We start from the raw sequence: 20033 nt of genomic DNA on the forward strand, positions 1-20033 counted from the left end.
CACTCCCCACTTCGCCGAGCACGCCGACGGAAGTCACCCCGTAGAGGTGGCTCTCGTTCTCGGGCTCTGGTCCAAGTTGTGTGGGCCGGCCACGGTCCGTAGCCGAGGGGCTGATCACCTCGTGCTGAAGGTTGTCCGGAACTCGTTCCTCCTCAGTTGAGGGTCGGCGACAGTCCTGCGCCGTGGCATGTGCGCGATCTCTTGAGCCAAATGTGCTGTTCCCAGGCGTCCCGGATGTCGTGGTGCTCGCGGTTGAGCCGAGCGACAGGGTACTGCGAGTCGAAGCGCGAAGCTCGGCCGTGGGCGCGAGGTGTCCGGCATGCGGGGGCTGGTCCGCCCGCCTCCACGGCTCCTACCTGCGCTTTCCTGACGACTTACCCAGCATGGGGCAGGCGGTCGTGCTCCGCCTGCGGGTCCGTCGGTTCGTCTGCGTCCAGGACGGCTGTCCGCGACGGACGTTCGTGGAGCAGATCGCCGGGCTGACGCGGCGGCATGCCCACAGGACGGAACGCCTGCGGCAGGCTTTCAGCTCGCTGGGGCTGGCCCTGGCCGGCCGTGCCGGGGCCAGGCTCGCCGGGAAGCTCGGCATCGCGGTGAGCCGCTACACCATCCTGCGCACGGTGGCCGAGCTTCCCGACCCCGAGGTGGTGACACCGACGATCCTGGGCGTCGACGACTTCGCCTTCCGCAAGGGCCACGTCTACGGCACGGTGCTGGTCGACGGCCAGACGCACCGGCCGCTGGACCTGCTGCCCGACCGTGACATGGACAGCTTCGCAGACTGGCTGTCAGAGCACCGAGGGATCGCTGTGATCTGCCGGGACCGTGCGACCTGCTACGCAGAAGGGCACGGCTCGGCGCCCCCGCCGCCATCCAATGTGCTGGTCGGTGGCATGTCGGGCACAACCTTGGCGAGGCCGCCGAGCGGTGCGTCGCCCGGCATCGCGCATGCCTTCGCGCCACGGCCTTCACCGCTGGCCCACCCGACACGGACACGTCCTGCAGCACCGACGAGCAGGACCTGGCATCCGTCCCACCCGGTGAAAGATCCCATCGATTCGTGGAACGGACCCGCCACAAGCACGCCCTCGTCCACGGGCTCCTGGCCCGCGGCTACAGCCAGCGGGCCGCCGCACGGGAACTCGACGTGACGCGCAACACCATCGCCCGGTACGCCAAAGCACCCACTGCCGAGGCCATGCTGCACGGACAGTGGCAGAACCGCCCCAGCAAGTCCGACGAACACAAACACCACATCCACCAGCGATGGAGTGAAGGCTGCACCAACGGCCACCAGCTTTACCGCGAGCTCAAGGAAGCCGGGTACACGGGCAGTTACGAACTCCTCCGGGACTACGTCCGCCGGCTGCGGAAGGTCGGCCAGCCCGGCGCCCCCGTGCTCGCGCCGCGGACCGTGACCAGCTGGCTCCTCAGCCACCCCGACAGCCTCGACAAGACCCAGTGGCAGCACCTCAAGCTGATCCTCGCCAGCTGCCCGGAACTGAACATCCTCGCCGGGCACGTGCGGTCGTTCGCCGTCATGCTCACCCACCGCCGCGGTGAACAGCTGCCCCAATGGATTGCCGGCGTCCGCCGCCAACCGCTGCCCAGCCTCCTGACCTTCGCCAACCGACTTGAACAGGACTTCAAAGCGGTCACCGCCGGGCTGACCCTGCCCTGGAGCTCCGGGGTGGTCGAGGGACACGTCAACCGGATCAAGATGCTCAAGCGCCAGATGTACGGCCGCCCAGGTCTCCCGCTCCTCCGCAAGCGCGTGCTCCTCGCCTGAGACAGACACGCAGCTTCACTGCCCACACAACTTGAACCAGAGCCCGTTCTCGCCGCCGATCAGGGACCAGTGACGCAGGCCGTCCCCATCACGAATGGACGAAAGCGGCTCCCGAAACCGCCGCCCCGCTGGCTCTCATACAGTCCGCCGAAAGCAGCGTGTCCATGGTCACAGCACCCATCGAACGGTCACATCGGACCAATAGTCACCCGAGGGCCGATGCACAGCCCGCGAACATGCCGACGGGCCAGGTAGGGCTTCCACCGTCGGCCTGATGGCCTGCCGTGAGCTGCTGCCAACCTGAATCCGCAGGTCCAAGTGCTGGTGTGGTCGATCCTTGGGTGCTCGTGCTGGTCGTGGGCGGGAGCCCATCGAGAAGATCGTCGGGCAGGGGTCGGGATTGTCTCCGAAACGGAGTCAGGGGCGGCGCTCTGGCCCGTGCACCTGGGCTGGGGGCGCAGTCCGCTGCTGGCCAGCGCATGACATCCTGGCCCAGTGCTCCTGAACGATCTCTCCAGCGGTGTCGACCTCCGCCCAGTGCGCTATCAGTTCGCCACCGCTCGGGGCGACTCGTACGACGACAACTGGCTGGTCATTGAGGGCACGGTGGCGACTCCTGAGGGAAAGTGGTCCTTCGCCGATCCGTGTTTGCTCACCGATGAGGCCCGCCAGGTGTCCGCGTGGCTGCGCGCGGTGGCCGCAGGGACGGTGGACGTCATCGAACCTGATGCCGAAGGCGAGCTGTCGCCGGACACGTGGTTCATCGAGCCGGTCGTGGCTTTCAGCCTCGCCCATCGAATTGAGGGCGGGACCACGGTGATCCGCGTTCATCTGTCTCTGAAGGCGGCACCTCCGTGGCAACAGGGCGATGATGGGGCTGACATCTACCAGTACGTCGTGGAGGTCAGGTTGGACGCCGCAGCGCTGCTGCACGCGGCTGACGAGTGGGACCTCTCTCTGGCTTCCCTCCCGCCCCGCTGACCCAGCCACCCGGCACTCCCCGGACAACCGATTCCTACCTGCTGGGGTCGGGTACCCCTCTACGATCCGGTGCATGCTGGATCCCGAACTGCTGGAACGGATAACCGCGCGGCGCGCGGAACTGGACGAACTCGAAGAGCAGCTGGCCAAACAGCTGGCGGAAGTGCGAGCCGAGCGGGACGAACTCGCAGTCGCCGAGCGCGTGCTTGAACGGATGACCGGGCAGCTCGCCGAGGAACGCGCCTCCGCCGGCCCGGTGCCCGGGCAGGTGGGCGGCCGGGCGGTGATGCTGATCCCGCGCCGCGAATCGGGCGTGAAGGAGGACTCGCTGCCGTGGGACTATCAGCGCGTCATCGCCGCCGTGCGGCAGGCCGGCGGACCGGTCATGGCCCGCGAGGTCGGCGAGGTGGTGGGGTGAACGTCAGCGTGAAGGCCAAGCTGGAACCGCTACGCAGCAAGCTCGTCAGACTCGTCGATCGCGGCTGGCTCCGCAAACTGCCCGACGGTCGGTTCACCACCCGCCTGTGACCAGGAAAGCCACTACTCGGAGCGGACCGGCACGGGCGTAACGAAGGCGCTCCCGACGGCCGTTGGAATTGTGTGACGAATACCAAAGAACGCACCGAGGACACCTGTCCACTTGTCTACCAGTGCCGTCTGCCACTGTCCACGCGCACCGTCAACCACCTCACTGACCTGCTGCGACGCCGTCTGAAGGCAATCCGGTCCCGATGGCGAATCCTGCCGCCGGGGAAGGTCGCGGTGATCGTCCTGGCCGTACTACGCCACGACCAGCGCCTGGCTGACATGGCCGGCGGCAACAACGTGTCCGAATCCACCGTCCGCCGCTGGCGCGACGAGCTGGTCGGACTGCTCGCCGCCCAGGCGCCCGCCTGGACCGCGCCCTGAAGAAGGCCGCCAAGCAGGGCGGGGAAGTGGTCCTGATCGACGGCACCCTCATCCGCACCCAGCGCCGCACCGGCAAGGCCGACCGGCGAAATTACTCCGGCAAGCACCGCAGCCACGGCCTGCACTTTCTTGCCCTGACCGATGAGAACGGGCGCTTGATCTAGCTATCCGCTGCCCGGCCCGGCCGCACCCACGACAACACTGCTGCCCGCCACGACCACATCCTGGCCCACCTGCAGGCCGCTGGCCTCGGGGCGCTGGCCGACCTTGGCTTCCGAGGCCTGGACAACGACATCCTCGCCCCCGTGATCGTCACCGGCTACACCGGCAGCCGCACCCACAAGCTCACCCCGGGCCAGAAGGAAGCCAAGCGAGTCCTGGCCGTTGTGCACATATGATCAACTTTGCGACCATATATAGAGCGTCCATATGCCTACGGTGAGGAGAAGTGAGTTGTTGTTCAAGAGGACCAAGCGTGACCGCAAGGATTCTGGCCTCAGGGACGCCAAGGGTTCCAAGGTCTACAGGAAGACCGGATGGCGGACTATGGGAGGCAAGACGTCCGACGAGCAGGCCGTAGCCGCGGCGGTTGCAGCGGCGGTTGTAGTCTCCACCACTGTGATCAGCTGATGGGCAACGCACTGGCTGGCCGCCCATATGGGCGGCCAGCCAGTGCGTTGTGAGCTCAGTGTCCTTGTGGTGAGTCGAATACACCTTGAAGTTCGGGTCACCGAGTTTGATGGCCGCACCTGTCAGCCCCTTGGTGGCAAAAGCCGGCGTTCTCGATCTGAGAACGACTACCTAGACAGCACACCCTGAGTATCAGGGCTTTGAACCAGACGGCGACGACGAAACAATCGGCAGCGAGCTGCGAAGGCTGCGCGGCGATGTCCCTGCCCGAGCTGATCGGCCCCCGCGTCGGCTGGCACGCCGTTGCCGGGTGGGGCGTGCTCCTGGAAGGGGAGCACCGGGTGAGCTCGCGAGGTTACGTGCGTGCGCTGTGAGGGGTCACCTTCAGGCCGAGGGCGCGCAGGTCTGTCACGAAGGCGCGGGGCCCTTGGAAGAGGCGGGCGTGCATGCCTGTGGTGTGCGCGGCTTGGACGAAGGTGGGTTCGTCGTCGAAGTAGCCGAGTTTGTGTGGGGGCAGGCCCATGCGTTCGGCGGCGTGGAAGGCGATGGGGGAGGGTTTGTCGACTCCCAGGCCTGCTGAGGTGAACACATGATCGAAGGTGATGCCGTGGCGCTCGAGGTCTGCATGGAGAGAATCGGTGCAGTCGGACAGGACGCCGACGGGCAGGTGGGTGCGGATGCGGCGCAGGAGGTCGATCATGGTCTGGTCGGGTTCTCCGCGGTCTTCGCGCCACGGGGCGAGGTGGTCTCGGGTGGCTGGTCCGTAGTCGTTGGCCAGGCGCTCGGCGACGTCGTCGGCCCATTGCTGGTCGGTGAGGACACCGACTCTGGCCAGGCGGTAGGCCGGGTGGTCGTAGGCGTAGCGGGCGATGGTGCCGGTGGGAAGGCCGGCGCGCTGCTCGCTGGTGTGGGCGCCGGTGTTGTGCCAGTGCCGGAAGAGGCCGTTCATGTCGAGGAGCAGGCCGTCTATGCGGGGCATGGGACTGACTCCTTTACTGAGGGACGGAAGCGCGGCTAGGCCGGGGTCTGCGGGGTGCGGCCTGGTGGTAGGCGGCGATGTAGTGGTCGGTGGTGCGCCTCCAGCTGTAGGCGTTCTCGGTGTGGGAGCGGCCGTTGGCGCCGCGCCGCTGGCGCTCTGCGGTGTTGGTCAGGGCGGTGATGAGGGTGTCGGCGAGGTCGTCGGCGTCGTCTGGTTGTGACGAGCCAGCCGGTGGCGCGGGGGCCGTCGGGGACGATGGTGTGGAGTGGGCCGCCAGTGGCGGTGGCGATGGGCGGGGCATGAGCGTGGAGACGGCCGAGCTCGTCGAACGCGCCCGCCGCTACCCGGAGTACTTCCCCAGCACCGGCAGCGCGGAGGTGTCCCTGCGCTACGGCGCACCCGGCGACCGGACCGCACCGCTGCGCCTGGCGGGCGTGACGCCTGCCGCTCACTGCGGAGGGTTGCCGTGCTTGCGCAGGGGCAGATCGGCGTGCTTGCTCTGGAGCATGGCGAGGGACTCGATGAGCACCTCGCGGGTCTCCGCGGGGTCGATCACGTCGTCGACCAGGCCGCGCTCGGCCGCGTAGTAGGGGTGCATCAGCTCGGACTTGTACTCCTTGACCATGCGCGAGCGCATGGCCTCGGGGTCCTCGGCCTGGGCGATCTGGCGGCGGAAGATGACGTTGGCCGCACCCTCCGCGCCCATGACCGCGATCTCGTTCGTCGGCCAGGCGTAGGTGAGGTCGGCGCCGATGGACTGGCTGTCCATGACGATGTACGCACCTCCGTAGGCCTTGCGCAGGATCAGCGAGATCCTCGGCACGGTCGCGTTGCAGTAGGCGTACAGCAGCTTCGCGCCGTGCCGGATGATGCCGCCGTGCTCCTGGTCGACACCCGGGAGGAAGCCGGGCACGTCCAGGAACGTCACGAGCGGGATGCTGAAGGCGTCGCACATCTGCACGAAACGCGCGGCCTTCTCGCTCGCCTCGATGTCCAGCACGCCCGCCAGCACCTGCGGCTGGTTGGCCACGACCCCGACCAGCTGGCCGTCCAGGCGGGCGAGCGCGCAGACGACGTTCCGCGCCCAGCGCTCGTGCACCTCCAGATACTCGCCGTCGTCGACGACCTCCTCGATGACCCGTGTCATGTCGTACGGCCGGCTGCCGTCGACCGGGACGAGCTCCAGCAGCGCCTCGCTGCGGCGGCCGACGGGGTCGGAGGCCTGCGCCCGGGGCGGGTTCTCGCGGTTGTTCTGCGGGAGGAGGGACAGCAGGTAGCGCACCTCGGCGAGGCACGTCTCCTCGTCGTCGTAGGCGAAGTGGCAGACACCGGAGGTCTCCGCGTGCACGTCCGCGCCGCCGAGCCCGTTCTGGGTGATCTCCTCGCCGGTCACCGCCTTGACCACGTCCGGGCCGGTGATGAACATCTGCGAGGTCTCGCGGACCATGAACACGAAGTCCGTCAGGGCGGGGCTGTAGGCCGCGCCGCCCGCGCACGGGCCGAGCATCACGCTGATCTGCGGGATGACCCCGCTCGCCTTGGTGTTGCGCTGGAAGATGCCGCCGTAGCCGGCCAGGGCCGAGACGCCTTCCTGGATGCGGGCACCCGCGCCGTCGTTGAGCGACACCAGCGGGGCCCCGGCCGCGATGGCCATGTCCATGATCTTGTGGATCTTCGTGGCGTGGTCCTCGCCCAGGGCGCCGCCGAAGATCCGGAAGTCGTGGGCGTAGACGAAGACCGTGCGGCCCTCCACCGTGCCCCAGCCGGTGATCACACCGTCGGTGTACGGCTTCTTGGTCTCCAGGCCGAACCCGGTCGCCCGGTGCCGGCGCAGCTGCTCGACCTCCCGGAAGGAGCCCGGGTCGAGGAGGAGCTCGATGCGCTCCCTCGCGGTCAGCTTGCCCTTGGCGTGCTGCGCCTGGGTCGCCTTCTCGCTCGGGCCGGCCACGGCCTGCGCGCGGATCTCGTGCAGTTCGGCCACGCGTCCGCGTGCGTGCGTACTCATTCGGCGATGGCGGTGCGCCTCGTCCACCGGTAGATGGGCAGCCGCTTGTCCCCGACGATGCTGAACTGGCCTTCGTGCACGAAGTGTTCGTAGTGGGCGCCGAACCGGTACTTGAACTTCTCTGTCAGCGACGGGGACAGCTGTACGCGCTCCGCCTCCGGAATGGCGGACGGACCGCCGACCAGCAGCACTTCGAAGTCCGACATGGCGAAAGCCTCCTGACACGTGGACGGGCCATCTGTCACTCCTCGCCAGGTTCGCGCCACTGCCTAAATTCGGGCCAAAAAAAGACCCCGCAGGGGGAGTTGTGGCGACCGCACGGAGCACGCCAGACTGGTTCTCAACGCCTGTTGAGTGGAATCATCCTGTTTGTCAGCTACAGGGAGCAGATCGTGACTTCTCCGGCTGCCGGGCCGACCGCCGGCACAGCGCCGCCCGAACCGCCGGCCACGACCCGGCGTTCCCCCAACTACCGTGTGCTGCTCGGCCCGTCGCTGCTCGGGCTCTTCCTGGTCATCGCCTTCGCCGGGCTGATGATCCCCAGCCTGCGCAACCCCGCCCCGCACGACATGCCGCTCGGGGTGGCCGGACCGCCCCCGGCCGTCGAGCGCCTCGGCCAGCAGCTGGAGGCGGGCGCACCGGGCGCCTTCGACGTGATCGAGTACGCCGACGAGAAGGCGGCCCGGGAAGCGCTGCGCGACCAGGAGGTCCTGGGCGCCATCATCATCGGCCCCCAGGGCGCTCCCGCCCTGCTCACCGCGAGCGCGGCGGGCGACGCGCCGACCCGGGCGGCGACCTCGGCCTACGAGCGACTGACCGACCAACTCGGCACCCCGCCACTGGTGCAGGACGTCGCGCCCCTGCCCGAGCACGACTCCCGAGGGGTCAGCGCGGTGCTGCTGTGCGTCGCCCTGTCCGTGGGCGGACTGCTCTTCCAGGTGGGCCTGAGCCTGGCGGCCGGAGGCGAACGGGCCCCCGCGCGCTGGCTGGCCTCCGTTGCCTACGCGGTGGTCGCCGGCCTGATCGGTGCCCTGCTCGCGGGTCCCGTCACCGGCGCCCTCACGGGCCACTTCGCGGAGCTGCTGGGAATCGCGATCCTGCTGTCGCTGACCGTCGTCGGTGTGGTGGCGGCCTGTCAGGCGCTGCTGCGCGCGCTCGGCATCGTCGTCGGCGCGCTGCTCGTACTGCCGCTCGGCGTCTCGTCGTCCGGCGGTGTCGTCAACCCGCACTTCCAGCCCGCCTTCTACGCGGCCGTCTCGGAGTACCTGCCCATGGGCAGCACCGTCTCCCTCCTGCGGCGGGTCTTCTACTTCGACGGCAACGCGGCCGGCGGCCCGCTGCTCACCCTGGCGCTGTGGGCGGCCGTCTCCTGGGTCGTGGCGCTGGTGGTGGAGCGGTTCCGGCCGTTCCGCCCGGTCGTGGTCGTCGTGCCCGCCTCCGCGCTGCCCGCCGGCGACCCGCGGACGGCCTGATGGCGGCCGAGCCCAGCGGTCCCGCCGGCCTGTCGGCGGGGCCGGCCGGTCCCGACGGGACGCAGGAGAACCGCCGCGAGCTGATCCGGCTCGCGGCGGTCGAGCTGTTCGCACGGCACGGCTACCGCGGCACCACCGTCCGGGCCATCGCGGAACGCGCCGGTGTGGACCCGGCCCTGGTGATGTACCACTACGGCAGCAAGGAGAAGGTCTTCTCCGTGGTGATCCGGGAGGCGATGCGCGCCGAGGAGCTGCTGCCCGCCCTGCCCGAGCTCCTCGACGGACCCCCGGGCAGCGCCGGGTCCGACAGCACGCGGGGCGGGCCCGGCAGCCGGCTCGTCCGCGGCTTCCTGACCCGCTGGGAGGACGCCGCGTCACGCTCCTCGCTCCTGGTGGTCTTCCGCTCCGCGATGGAACACCCCGAGGCCTCGCAGCTGTTCCGGGAGGTGGCCGGCGGCGAACTGCTGATGCCGATCGCCCGCCGGATCCCGGCCCCCGACCCCGAACTGCGGGCCGTGCTCGTGGCGTCCCTGCTCGTCGGGCTGGTCACCGGCCGCTACGTGGTGCCCATCGGCCCGCTGGCCGACATGGACCTGGACACGGTCGTGGACCTCTACGGGCCGTACGCCGACGCCATGCTGCTGGGCCGGCTGGGCACCCCGCCGCCCCTGCCGTGATACCACCGTACTCCCTCAACGGAGCCCGGGAAGTGTCCCGTTGACGAGCGCCTTCACGACCTGGCGCCGCTGCAGCTTGCCGCTCGGGGTCTTCGGCAGGGCGCCCCGGGGCACCACCTCCACCCGGTCGGGACGAAGCCCCGTCTCCGCGGAGACCGCCGCGATCACCGCAGCGCGGATCTCCGCGACGCGCTCGGCGTCGGCGTGGCTGCGGGACTCCACCACCAACACCAGTGCCTCGGTGCTGCGCTCCGGGTCCGGGCAGCCCACGGCGGCCACGGCGTCCGCCCGCAGACCGTCCACCGTGGCGGCCGCCGCCTCGAAGGCGTACGGGTGGTAGTTGGACCCGGCGATGATCACCACGTCCTTGATGCGGCCGGTGACGTACAACTGGCCGTTGTCCAGGAACCCCTGGTCCCCGGTGTCCAGCCAGCCGTTGTCGAGGACCTTCGCGGTCTCCTCGGGCTGGCGGTAGTAGCCCGACATCATGGATGGGCAGCGCAGCAGGATCGTCCCCTGGCGGCGGTCCGGCAGGTCCGCGCCCGCCTCGTCCACCACCCGGATCTCGATCTCCTTCAGCGCGCTGCCCGACGACACCAGCTCCTGCCGGTCGGGATCGTCCGGCGAGGCCTCCACGACCTCGCCGTGGGCGGCCAACCGGTCGCGGCGCACGGGCAGCGTGATCAGCGGGTCGCCCGGCACGCACATGGTCGCCGCCAGGGTGATCTCCGCCATGCCGTAGCAGGGCGTCATCGCCCGATCCCGGCAGCCGTAGGGAGCCATCCGCTCGGCGAACGCGCGCAGCGTGCCGGCCTGTACCACCTCGGCGCCGTTGCCAGCGAGCCGCCAGGCACGGAGGTCGAGCCCTTCCAGTTTGACGTCCGGCACGTTCGTGACACACAGCCGGTAGGCGAAGTTCGGCGCCGAGGTGAAGGTGCCCCGGTAGCGGTGCATCGCCCAGAGCCACCGCTCCGGGCGCAGCGCGAACGACAGCGGCGGCATGCTCGCCACCGGCAGGCCGTGCAGCAGCGGGGCGAGGTTCAGTCCGATCAGCCCCATGTCGTGGTGGAGCGGCAGCCAGCTGACGATCAGATCGCCCGAGCGGTAGGCACGGTCACCGATCGCGGCGGCATTGGCGAAGACGGCCTCGTGGGTGAGGGTCACGCCCCGGCTGTCGCCCGTGGTGCCGGACGTGAACTGGATCAGCGCGAGGTCACCGGGCCGCGCCCGCACCGAGCCCGGCACCAGACCGCCTTCGAACGGCGGCTCCACGATCGCCACCCCGGCCTGGGCGCACGGGCCGACACGGCGTCCCGGAACTCCGGGGAGGCCACCACGGCACGTGGCTCCGCGCGGCTGATCAGCAGCCGCAGCCGGTCCTCCCAGCGCTGCCGGCGCATGGTGGCCAGGGGCGGCTCGCACACGAAGGGGACGGCGCCCAGCAGGAAGCAGCCGTGCAGCGCCGCGTAGGCGTCGACGCCGGTGTCCATGCAGACACCGACCCGGTCACCGGGGCGCACCCCGTGCTCGGCCAGCGTGGTCGCCGCGGCCCCCGCCAGCTCGGCGAGTTCGGATGCGGTCAGCCGCACCGGCTCCCCCGAGCCCTCGACGTAGGCCAGCGGCCGGCCGGGATCGCGGTCGGCGATCTCCAGCAGGGCCGCGCCGATGGTGCCCGCGGAGGTCAGGGACACCGGCCCCGGACGGTCCTCCGGCTCGAATCCCTTCCGGTCGATGTGCACGTCCTCGTTCGAAACGGCGGTGCACCGGGCGCACCGGGCGCGCGGCGGGCGCCTGCGGCCGTGAGAGGCGTCGGAGCTCCTGGCACGTCGAAGGGTGCCGGCCCGCAAGGGCGCTTCTGAGGGGCCGGCCGGAGGAGGCGGTGGTGCGGTGGTGCTGTGCCCGCCGGTGGAGCCGATGCTCGCCCAGGCCCACGACACCCTCCCCAGCCCCAACGCCCTGCCCGGAGGGCTCGCCTACGAGGCCAAGCTCGACGGCTACCGGGCGCTGCTGTTCACCCCCGCCGAGCCGGGCGGCACGGTACTGGTGCAGTCCCGGCGCGATCACCCTCCAGCGGCAGTTCCCCGATCTGGTCGCTGCGGCGCGCCAGCTGCCGCACGGCCTGGTTCTCGACGGGGAGGCAGTGGTCTGGAGCGAGAGCAGGCTCTCCTTCGAGGCGCTGCAGCGACGCGCTTCCGCGGGGGGCTCGCTCCGTCGCGCAGCTCGCGGAGGCGCTGCCGGCCCACTTCGTCGCCTTCGACGTCCTCCAGATCGACGGCCGGGAACTGCTCACCGCGCCGTATGAGCACCACCGCGCCACGTTGGAGAACCTGTTCACCGAGCACAAGCTGGCGCCGCCCTGGACGCTGTGCCCTATGACGAGCGATCCCGTGCTCGCCCAGGAGTGGCTGACGTCCTGGACCGACGTCCCCGGTGTCGAAGGTGTGTTGTGGCCAGGGTTCACTACTGATCGATTGACCGGTTAATGGCAGGGTGGTGCCGGTCGGTGCTGAGCCTGCCGAAACCGATATTGAGTTGGCCTTTCGGGTTATCGCTAGGCGTGACGCGCCGGTGTTGCATGAGAGGTATCCCGTGAGCCGCCGCTATAGACGTGCAGGTGAATGTCTCAGGTCGGGGTCGGCCTGCCTCTGAGGCGCGGTGAGGCGGAGCGTGCACGCCTCGCGCCTCGGGCGGGCCGACAGAGGCGCGAACCCGCCAAGGGGGCGGGGCGGAGAGTCGCGAGCAAACGCGCGTCGCTGGAACGGCCGCCGGAACGGGAGAACCCCCATGTGGGTTGCGGGCATGAGGCGAGTGGGAGAGGGGAGAAGCGAAACGGGAGGAAGAAGCATGGGCGCCCGGATGGGTGTGTGTAGGTGCTGACGGCATCGCGGCGCAGTGCGCGGGGGTTCTGAAGTCTCCGCACGCCTGGTGACCGCTCGTGTCTGATCGCGTACGGTCAGCGTTAAGGAGGGTTGCGGACGGCGACCCCGGCAGGCAGGAGGAATGCCCATGCGTCGTATCGCGCTGTCACTCGGCTCCCTGATGGCGGCGGGCACGCTGGCTTTCGCGGTCCCCGGCTCCGCCGTCGCGGCCCAGGGAGTGCTCGTCGTCAACGGCACGGCGTACGAGGACCCCAGCGGCTGCTACGACACAGACATCCGGCCCCTGAGCGTGTCCAACCACACCGACGAGGTCGCCCTTGTCTTCTCGGAGGCGGGCTGCTCCGGACAGGTCATCGAGCTCGTCAACCCAGGAGATGAGACGATCTCCGAGTCCGGTAAGAGCGTCTACATCAACTGACCGCCACCCTGTGCCCCCCGTGCCCGCGGCTGGCCGATGGCTCCGGCTGCGGCCCGCTGTCGGGCCGGGGTGGGCAGGGGTGGGAGGGTTGCGCCTGGTGCGGCGGCACCGTGTGTGCCCCAGGCTGCCGGTCCTGGCACCCCGTCCTCGTGGCGGGCTCAGGGCGCGGTCACGCGAACCGTCGGATATACCTGAAGGGTGCCCCCGGCTTCCAGGGCGGGGACGCGAGGCAGCGCCCCGGGCAGTCATCTGCTGTCGCAGGGTGCCGTCTGCCGGAATCACCGCTTCTTCGGCGGTGGCGCGCACTCGCCACCCGTTCACGATCACACCGCGAGGTATACGGCCGGTGACCGACTGTGCGCAAGGCCTTGTGGTCAAGGGGAGATCGCAGCGCTACCGCCCCGGGGCCAGGAGATGGTTCAAGCTCCGCCGCCGCCACACCACCGAAGCGATCTTCCCTGTCAAGTTCTTCTGTTCAGTCCCGCGGCTACTGCTCAGGCTCCCCTTGAGTCCGCTGTGGTGGGCACTCCGACGTGTCGCAGTGTCGATCGGCGGAAGGCTGGCAACCGCATAGGGTCAGCGGCATGTCTGACACGTTCGACGTAGCTGAGGTCCTGGCGGGTGGGTGCAGGAAACGGGCGGATTCATGGGCATTTGTCAGCTCTTTTGCCGCCTCCTGGTTCACTCCATTGTCACCGGCTGATGGGTTCACGCTGGATCAAATACAGAGAGCTGAGGACCGCCTCGGCGTTCACCTTCCGGTTGCTCTCCGGGAGGCATACACGTTGTTCGGTCGACGGCGAGATCTGGTTGCGCAGCAGAACCCGTTGCTGGAGCCGGAGGAACTGCTGCTCGACCCTTCCGGCGAACTTCTGGTCTTCCGCAGTGAGAATCAAGGCTGTGCCGGTTGGGGGGTGTCGCTGACCGACTTGTCTCGGGAGGACCCACCGGTCGCTCTGTTTTCCGATCGCCTGCCGAACTCCGAACGATGTCATTTTCTCGATCGCTTGTCGCTGGCTTGTGTTGAAACCGTGCTGAGCGAGGCTGTCGTAGGCAGGTGGCGACAAGGGCGCGCATGCCAGGCAACTCCTGAGGTAGTTGCCTGTCTGGAAACTGAGTTTGCACGTGTCCCGTTGCCGCCCTACCCGGCGTGGTTCGACCCGATGGGACCGGGCGTTCGGTGGTTTTCTGCCGCTGGCCTGCTGCTCCGTCTGGAGCCCGGCTCCGAGGGGACGGAGTTGGTCGTAACGGGTCGGACGGAAGGTGATCTTCAACGCGCGATCGAAGCGATTCCCGGTGCCTGGCCTGACGCCGAGCCGACCGTGACCAGGACAATCAGTGAGCACGACTTCGTTCTGCCATTTTGACGACAAGTTGCTGGGCGGGAATCAGCGTCCACGACAGCGCGGACGACGCTCAGGTCGACGGGGTCGCCCCGGTGTCCCGTCGACCGGCGCGGACCCGAATGGGTGCAGCTGTCAGGTAGTGGGTGCACGAAGCAGGATGACGTTGTCGGGGGGCGGGGCGGAGTTCGTTGACGTGCTCTGCTCCTCGGTAAGCACGGCGCTGGCAAGGGTGAGGTTGGTGACCAGCTGACGGAGTTCCTCGATCTCGGCCCTCTGGTTCGCGATGGTCTTCTTGAGCTTGGCGACGGTTTCCCGCAGCCGCTTCTCGGGCTCCGGGACCTGGGCCGTCTCGGTGCCGACACGTTCGTAGAACTCGTTCTTCAGGTCCGCGTGCCGCTTCATCAGAGCCATGCGGTGGACGCCGGCCTCGGCGGCGAGGGCGACGACGGTGAGGCTGCCGTTGGAGTTGGTGGCCTGTCCGGCCAGGAGGCGGTCTATGGCCTCGCGGATGCGGGTCCGCTCGTCGGGGTGCTGGTCGGTCATGTGAGGGCCTTGGCAGGTTGGGCGGTGGTGTCGTGGGCGTCGGCGGTGGCCCGGAGGCGGTCGGCGTTGGCCCGCAGCCGTTTGCCGAGCGGGCCGGGACTGTTGGCGGCCAGCTGGTCGATCTCATCAGCCCGTGTCCGCAGTTGGCGGGCGTGGGTGTCGGTGCGGACGGTGTTGCCGCAGCCGGGCTGGCAGGCGTACTGCCGCGGGGCTGTCGCCCCCGGTTCGGGTTCGCAGAGCGCGTTGTCGTGCTTGAACGCGCAGATCAGATGCGCGTCGGGATTGTCGTAGAGCACGACACCGTCCCGGGCGAGGAAGGCGGCGGCCTTCCTCGCGAACTTCGCGGGGACGATGCGGCCCTCGAACCTCGGGGTCGTCGCTGCCGCGGCGACGGCCCGGCGGGCGGCAGGGCCGGAGATCTTCTCCCCCGAGGCCATGCGATCACTTAGCCGGGCGGCAGTGTCCGCGGCTGCGAGGGCCGTCTCGACGTCGAGGACGGAGTGGATGCCGTTGCGGCTGCGGGAGCCGTAGCCGCTGGAGGTCCGGGCGTCCAGGACGGTTCGCATGTGTCCGTATTGGATCGCGAGCGCGACCAGCCCGCCCGGGCGGCGAGCGATGTGCCAGGCCAGGGTTCTGCGGAACCGCGACATGCCGATGGCTCCGTGCGGGTCCTCGGGAACGGTCTGACGGGACAGCCCGAGGGACGTGGCCTCGCGATTCACCCAGACGACGAATCTCTCGATCCGGTCGTTCAGCGAACCGCCCTTCAACGCTCCGTGGTGCCCGCCCTGGGAGGCGAAAGCGTGGTGACGGGCGCTGAGGAGGAGTTCCCCGTCAGGGACCATGCGTTCCAAGACACGGATGGCGTGGACGACCGGAGTGATGGCCACCCAGGGAACTTCGCGGTCCTCGCCTGCTGAGATGTGGTTGCCGTCGCCGTCGGCGACGTTCTTGTAGTGCTTGCTGCGGATCAGGTGTCGCGTGGCGGCGCCATCGGTCGTGGGCTGGGGTTCAGGACAGCAGCCTGATCGCAGCCCCTGCACTTCCTGCGGGCGCATACCGGTCAAATACAGGCAGAGGATCACTGCGGCTGTGCCGAGATGCCGCATCAGCTCGGCGGCCTTCGAAGTCGATGTGCTCGCGCCAGGGCTTCCCCTCGATCTGGCCGCGGATCGGCACGTGCAAGGGAGACGCGCCCGGACGCTCGGCGAGCAGGCCGTAGAGCTGGTGCTTGGTGGCGAACCGGTTGACCCGGCTGGTGCTCACGCCCGTGAGAGCGGCTATGTAGGTGCGGGCCAGTGTGCTCCGGCCTTTTTGGCGGATGGAGGGCAGCGGGGTACCCGAGCGAACGCGGGGCAGCAGGAACTCTTCGAGGGCAACCTGGCTCTTGGCGGTCGCCTGGTTGGCGGAGGCTGCGGCGAACAGTCGGCATCGTTCGGACCAGGCCGCCAGGATGTCGTCGGCGAAGTCGTCGACGAAACGGATAGCCCAGACCAGCAGAGGGCCGAGAACCTGCGGGTCCAGCGGCTCGGTGCTGTTCTCGCCGCCGTCCGAACCGCCGACCGAGGGAGGGAAGGCGTCGACTCCCTCGATGTCCCACGGAGGCCGGGTGGCTCCGGCGGGCTGGGCGCTGAGCTGATCGAACGCCCACAGATCCGTCAACATGGAGCAGATCTTCTCCGCATGGCCGCGGCAGACATCGCTGCAGCGTTCGGCGATGTAGGCCCGCCACACATCATCAGTGCAGCCGGACAGGCGGGTGATGCGGCGTTCGTGCAGCCAGCGGGCCAGCCGTATCCACTCGCCGTGGGTGTCCCGAAGGTCATGAGCGGATGTTCGGGCCCGGGCTCCAGCCTTCGGGCCTTGAGATGGGTGGGCCGGAGCCGTCCGTTGATCATCGTCCAGGTGACGAGCTTCAGCTCGTCGAGCAGCGGAGCCGGACACCGCCTCCAGTGCATCTTGACGAGGTAGGTGCTGGGGTTGTCGATCAGTGGTGCCAGAGGCCAGACGGCGTCGCAGTAGCGGGAGTTGGCGTGGGTATTGCCGGGGCTGATCCACTGGGGCAGCACTACCAGGGTCTGCGGGGCGGGCAGGCAGAACGTAGGGGTCGCACTCGACAGCAGGGCTGGTCACGGGCCGAGATCTTCCTTCAGTAGAAGCCGGACAACGGTGCGGTCGGCCTCGCTGACACGGGCCAATGACGCCTTCCAGGCGACCGGACCGACCTTCTTGCGCAGGTCTTCCAGCCGCGTCAGATGAACGCTCCATCTCTCACGGAACGTGCCCTCCTCCAGGACGGACCGCAGACTCACGATCTGCCGGTGCAGGTGGGCGAGCCGGGGATGATGGCCGGGATGGACGTATGCGTTGGCGCAGGCCAGGCAGAGCAGGAAGTCCGCTCTGCAGCCGCCTTCGGGAGCCGGCCAGGGGCTGGCTTCCTCGTCTTCGCAGTCCACTGTCGCTGTCTGCTGATGTTGTGGATTCGGCTCGTTCGCCATCGTGCCGCCGAAGACGACAGCCCGGGCCTGGTCCAGGGCATCGAGGGCGCCGTCGGCGAATACCTGGCGCGATGCGCGCTGCACCCTTTTGTCGGGCAGCACGTAGACACTCTCGTGCGTGCCTTGGGTGTGCTGTAGGGGGCGTCTCTGGTTCGTCACGGTCGTCCGGCGGGCTCGTTGGAAGGGCGACCCGCCGAGCCCGCTGCTGGCGGCCCACCACCTGCTCATCCCGAGGGAGACGCCGAAGGACAGGGGCCAGTGCACGGCCGGCCGGTCCAGGTCCGTGTGCTCGTCCTCAGCGCGGCGGACGCGCGCAACCATGAGAAGGTCGACGCCCGGCTTCAGCCGGTGGGCCAGTGCCCGTGCATGCGCGGTGGCCTCCAGGGCCTGGGTGATCAGCCTCCCGGGCGAGTCGGCTCCAGAATCGGTGATGTTCTCGGTGGAGAACCACCGCCCGCTGCCCGCTCTGCGCTTCTCGACCTGGACCTGGTAGGTCAGCGAGGTGGTCTCCCCGGCTGACGGCGCGATCGTCGGCACTGGCATGCGGTCGTAGTGCGACAGGTTCCATCCGAACCGGTCCGTCAGCAGTATGGCCAGCGCGGTGAGCTGCCCGCGGGTCAAGAACAGCCGCCCCACGTCTGCTCGGCCCCCTTGCCGCCCAGCAGACGTGAGCTTCTCACACCGCGGTCTCCACTGGGGTGCAGAGTGCGGGGAACATCGCCGGTGCGGGCGCGATGATCAAGAATCTTCCCGATCTTCCACCCACGGCTTCCCTCGGCGAGATCGTTGCCCCGCCAACTGTTCAGCAGGCGCGTGTTCTCGCCGATCCGCAGCCAGGCCGACCGGAACTGCCGTTGAGCGGTCAGCACCACCCGCTCCCACTCGGCATCCTCAAACGACTGCTTGCTCGGCTTCAGGGCTGGGACCCGACGGGCCAACTCCTCTGCCACGACCCCTGTCACCAACCGCACGCCTTGTCGCAGCACCGTGCGAACCATGGACTGCTTGTTCGTGCCGGCGCTGGTGCCGCTGTTCGCCTCCCGCCAGCTCTGCATCACGGCGGGGGTCAGACCGACCACGTCCTCGGGCGGGCTCTCGAGCTCCGAGATGAAGTCCGCGAACAACTTCAGGCTCGACCAATAGCTCTGAGCTGACCGGTGGCTTGTCCAGTTCCTGGACTGGCTGGCGAACGCGCCGGCAAGGGACCGTTGCATCGGCCCGGCCACAGGAAATCCAGCGAAGTCGTACTCCTTCTTGAACCCGGCCTTGTTGGTGACCGTCACCACCAGCCCCTCCGGGCCCAGCGGCGGCTCGACGTAGTGGTCGGGCGGCGGTGGGACGGCCTTGCGTCCACGCCCGCTCACGACGCCACCCCAACGATCGTGTCGATGTCCTGGATGCCGTCCGTCTCCCGGGCCAGCCGGGCGAACACCCCGTCCACGTCCTTGATGTCCTCACCCTCATCGGCGCTCTCCGCGGCGGCGAGGATCGACTCGAGCTGCAGGTGGGACACGGGCGCGAGGTAGTGCCGCTTCGTCGTCTCCACATCCGAGTGACCCAGCAGCGTCTTCACCAGCCACCACGGATCACCGAAGAGCTGGGCGAAGTCCCGCCGATCCTCCTTGGTGAGCCCGTAGCGCTTCTCAAACAGCTCGTTGAGCAGGATCAACATGTAGAGCGCGAACGAATGCCGACCGGAATGCGGCGTCGCGTACGGGCTCTTCCCGCGCACCTCCGCAAGCCGGAACCTCCGGTCAACCGCCCTGTCCTCCTCGGCGAGCAGGACCTGCTCGCAGCGCAGATTCGCCGCCCTGAACACACCGTTCCACCGGTCCGGGGACATGGGCAGGCCCTGCTCGGTCAGCCACAACCACGCCGGCTCCGGCCCGTCCGGGCCCGGCTGGAACAGCCACTGCCGCTCACGCCAGCCCAGCCGGCTCAACTCCCGGGCACCGGTGACTCCGTTTCGTTCCACCCACTCGACCTTCGGCCTTAACCCGCGGCTCACCTTCGTGATCAGCCGCCTCATCGGCAGCCGGTCATAAAGGCCCCGGTCCTGGGCTCGCTGAATCGCCCACGCCCGCTCCGACTCCACATAAGCTTCGACCTGGCCGACCGAATCCACTGACGCGTAATAGGTCCGGCTGTTCTTCGACCTGGTCGACGCACTCGCCAACTGGCCATGCAGGTAGCGGCCGCGGCGAAGACACTGCGTGGGCAGCTCCATCGTCAGGAGCGAGCCGCACTCCTGCCGACGCAGCCCAGAACTCAGCACCAGCTTCACGAAGCTGGTGTTCCGCAGCTCTGTGCGCGATTCCCACCCCAGCTCGGCGACGCCGGCACGCGTATGGCCACGCAGCCCGATGTCCAGCCATAGATCCCAGGTTCGCGGTGTCAGCCACGACACCCGCGAGCTCACTGAGTCCGGCGCCCGGTCCTCGCGCCGGGAGACATCCACCGGCAGCGGATAGACCTTGCCCCACTTGAAGAGCTTCGTGAAGGCGGCCGCCTCACGGTCCCACTTCGCCCCACCGATCCGACCCGGGTTCTCCGGAGCATCGCACCGCCAGTGTCGGTAGTCCGCCAGATCCTGCCGCGTTGCTTCCCGCCACGACCGCCCACGCGAGGACAGGAAATTCAGCAACGGCCGGTAATCCGTGCCGTAATTCCGCTTCGTCTCCCGTTCCAGATTCCGGAAGACCTCGGACCGCACGAAATCCAGGAAGGCCCGGTGCACCATGCCGTCCGGCCGTATGTACACCGGATCGCCCGGCCTCAGGCCGATGCGGGCCACCGCCCGTGGCAGGTCCTGCACCCCCAGGACACCCTCCGCTGGCAGCGTTCCCCACCGGCCTGGATCTGGCACCCACTCCACATGCCACTCGCTCAACGAGACCCCTCCTGATG

At 68.9% G+C, this 20033-nt stretch carries 23 protein-coding genes; 12 read left to right on the forward strand and 11 right to left on the reverse strand.

The genetic code is table 11. From position 1 onward, the window contains the following. Positions 1-299: 299 nt before the first annotated feature. The 7 genes from ACSNOD_RS05745 to ACSNOD_RS05775 all read left to right on the forward strand — a co-directional run bounded on the left by ACSNOD_RS05745 (position 300) and on the right by ACSNOD_RS05775 (position 4077). Positions 300-1151 carry an ISL3 family transposase gene (locus ACSNOD_RS05745; protein ID WP_436765658.1) on the forward strand — a complete coding sequence of 284 codons (852 nt, stop codon included), beginning with the start codon at positions 300-302 and terminating at the stop codon, positions 1149-1151. A gap of 47 nt (positions 1152-1198) precedes the next feature. Then, a complete protein-coding gene (locus ACSNOD_RS05750) occupies positions 1199-1789 on the forward strand; it encodes a transposase (RefSeq protein WP_436765659.1) in 591 nt (196 codons plus the stop codon). A gap of 495 nt (positions 1790-2284) precedes the next feature. Continuing rightward, positions 2285-2770: a WapI family immunity protein gene (locus ACSNOD_RS05755; protein WP_436765638.1), complete on the forward strand. Its 486-nt coding sequence runs from the start codon at positions 2285-2287 to the stop codon at positions 2768-2770. A gap of 73 nt (positions 2771-2843) precedes the next feature. Continuing rightward, entirely contained in the window at positions 2844-3188 is a 345-nt protein-coding gene (locus tag ACSNOD_RS05760; protein ID WP_436765639.1) for a hypothetical protein, read from the forward strand. 182 nt (positions 3189-3370) lie between these two features. After that, on the forward strand, positions 3371-3679 hold the full coding sequence (locus ACSNOD_RS05765) for a hypothetical protein (protein ID WP_436765640.1): 309 nt from the start codon (positions 3371-3373) through the stop codon (positions 3677-3679). Positions 3680-3705: 26 nt separating this feature from the next. Beyond that, positions 3706-3843 carry a hypothetical protein gene (locus tag ACSNOD_RS05770; RefSeq protein ID WP_436765641.1) on the forward strand — a complete coding sequence of 46 codons (138 nt, stop codon included), beginning with the start codon at positions 3706-3708 and terminating at the stop codon, positions 3841-3843. 60 nt (positions 3844-3903) lie between these two features. Then, complete coding sequence (locus ACSNOD_RS05775) at positions 3904-4077, forward strand: hypothetical protein (RefSeq protein WP_436765660.1); 174 nt, start codon at positions 3904-3906, stop codon at positions 4075-4077. A 587-nt stretch (positions 4078-4664) separates the two neighbouring features. Here ACSNOD_RS05775 and ACSNOD_RS05780 read toward each other — a convergent pair. From ACSNOD_RS05780 to ACSNOD_RS05790, 3 genes are all read right to left on the reverse strand, one after another. Then, positions 4665-5288, reverse strand: a complete 624-nt coding sequence (locus tag ACSNOD_RS05780) for an HAD family hydrolase (RefSeq protein WP_436765642.1) — start codon at positions 5286-5288, stop codon at positions 4665-4667. 448 nt (positions 5289-5736) lie between these two features. Further along, entirely contained in the window at positions 5737-7293 is a 1557-nt protein-coding gene (locus ACSNOD_RS05785; protein ID WP_436765643.1) for an acyl-CoA carboxylase subunit beta, read from the reverse strand. Continuing rightward, complete coding sequence (locus ACSNOD_RS05790) at positions 7290-7499, reverse strand: DUF5988 family protein (protein ID WP_436765644.1); 210 nt, start codon at positions 7497-7499, stop codon at positions 7290-7292. Before ACSNOD_RS05790 ends, ACSNOD_RS05785 begins: the two co-directional genes overlap by 4 nt. A gap of 186 nt (positions 7500-7685) precedes the next feature. Here ACSNOD_RS05790 and ACSNOD_RS05795 point away from each other — a divergent pair, with 186 nt between their 5' ends. Both ACSNOD_RS05795 and ACSNOD_RS05800 read left to right on the forward strand, forming a co-directional pair. Further along, complete coding sequence (locus ACSNOD_RS05795; RefSeq protein ID WP_436765645.1) at positions 7686-8765, forward strand: hypothetical protein; 1080 nt, start codon at positions 7686-7688, stop codon at positions 8763-8765. After that, positions 8765-9442 carry a TetR family transcriptional regulator gene (locus tag ACSNOD_RS05800; protein WP_436765646.1) on the forward strand — a complete coding sequence of 226 codons (678 nt, stop codon included), beginning with the start codon at positions 8765-8767 and terminating at the stop codon, positions 9440-9442. The genes ACSNOD_RS05795 and ACSNOD_RS05800 overlap by 1 nt, the downstream gene beginning before the upstream one ends. A 15-nt stretch (positions 9443-9457) precedes the next feature. Here ACSNOD_RS05800 and ACSNOD_RS05805 read toward each other — a convergent pair whose 3' ends face one another. Beyond that, complete coding sequence (locus ACSNOD_RS05805; RefSeq protein ID WP_436765647.1) at positions 9458-10714, reverse strand: AMP-binding protein; 1257 nt, start codon at positions 10712-10714, stop codon at positions 9458-9460. Further along, on the reverse strand, positions 10645-11181 hold the full coding sequence (locus ACSNOD_RS05810; protein ID WP_436765648.1) for an AMP-binding protein: 537 nt from the start codon (positions 11179-11181) through the stop codon (positions 10645-10647). Before ACSNOD_RS05810 ends, ACSNOD_RS05805 begins: the two co-directional genes overlap by 70 nt. Positions 11182-11337: 156 nt before the next feature. On the opposite strand from ACSNOD_RS05810, the gene ACSNOD_RS05815 reads away from it, so the two are divergent. From ACSNOD_RS05815 to ACSNOD_RS05825, 3 genes are all read left to right on the forward strand, one after another. Next, positions 11338-11925 (forward strand): ATP-dependent DNA ligase, encoded by a 588-nt coding sequence (locus ACSNOD_RS05815; protein ID WP_436765649.1) that lies wholly within the window; start codon positions 11338-11340, stop codon positions 11923-11925. 523 nt (positions 11926-12448) lie between these two features. Then, positions 12449-12739 carry a hypothetical protein gene (locus ACSNOD_RS05820; RefSeq protein WP_436765650.1) on the forward strand — a complete coding sequence of 97 codons (291 nt, stop codon included), beginning with the start codon at positions 12449-12451 and terminating at the stop codon, positions 12737-12739. A gap of 584 nt (positions 12740-13323) precedes the next feature. Beyond that, positions 13324-14106, forward strand: coding sequence for an SMI1/KNR4 family protein (locus ACSNOD_RS05825; protein ID WP_436765651.1), 783 nt, complete (start codon positions 13324-13326; stop codon positions 14104-14106). 111 nt (positions 14107-14217) lie between these two features. Here the strand turns inward: ACSNOD_RS05825 and ACSNOD_RS05830 are convergent, their stop codons facing one another. From ACSNOD_RS05830 to ACSNOD_RS05855, 6 genes are all read right to left on the reverse strand, one after another. Then, on the reverse strand, positions 14218-14628 hold the full coding sequence (locus tag ACSNOD_RS05830; protein ID WP_436765652.1) for a hypothetical protein: 411 nt from the start codon (positions 14626-14628) through the stop codon (positions 14218-14220). After that, positions 14625-15686: a hypothetical protein gene (locus ACSNOD_RS05835; RefSeq protein WP_436765653.1), complete on the reverse strand. Its 1062-nt coding sequence runs from the start codon at positions 15684-15686 to the stop codon at positions 14625-14627. The genes ACSNOD_RS05830 and ACSNOD_RS05835 overlap by 4 nt, the downstream gene beginning before the upstream one ends. Further along, positions 15640-16572, reverse strand: a complete 933-nt coding sequence (locus ACSNOD_RS05840) for a hypothetical protein (protein ID WP_436765654.1) — start codon at positions 16570-16572, stop codon at positions 15640-15642. The genes ACSNOD_RS05835 and ACSNOD_RS05840 overlap by 47 nt, the downstream gene beginning before the upstream one ends. 185 nt (positions 16573-16757) lie before the next feature. Next, positions 16758-17762: a hypothetical protein gene (locus ACSNOD_RS05845; RefSeq protein WP_436765655.1), complete on the reverse strand. Its 1005-nt coding sequence runs from the start codon at positions 17760-17762 to the stop codon at positions 16758-16760. After that, positions 17744-18490 (reverse strand): hypothetical protein, encoded by a 747-nt coding sequence (locus ACSNOD_RS05850; RefSeq protein ID WP_436765656.1) that lies wholly within the window; start codon positions 18488-18490, stop codon positions 17744-17746. The genes ACSNOD_RS05845 and ACSNOD_RS05850 overlap by 19 nt, the downstream gene beginning before the upstream one ends. Continuing rightward, a complete protein-coding gene (locus ACSNOD_RS05855) occupies positions 18487-20016 on the reverse strand; it encodes an integrase (protein WP_436765661.1) in 1530 nt (509 codons plus the stop codon). Before ACSNOD_RS05855 ends, ACSNOD_RS05850 begins: the two co-directional genes overlap by 4 nt. Between the last annotated feature and the right edge of the window lie 17 nt (positions 20017-20033).

The sequence above is a fragment of the Streptomyces sp. URMC 123 genome (genome assembly GCF_051386515.1).
Lineage (GTDB): Bacteria > Actinomycetota > Actinomycetes > Streptomycetales > Streptomycetaceae > Streptomyces.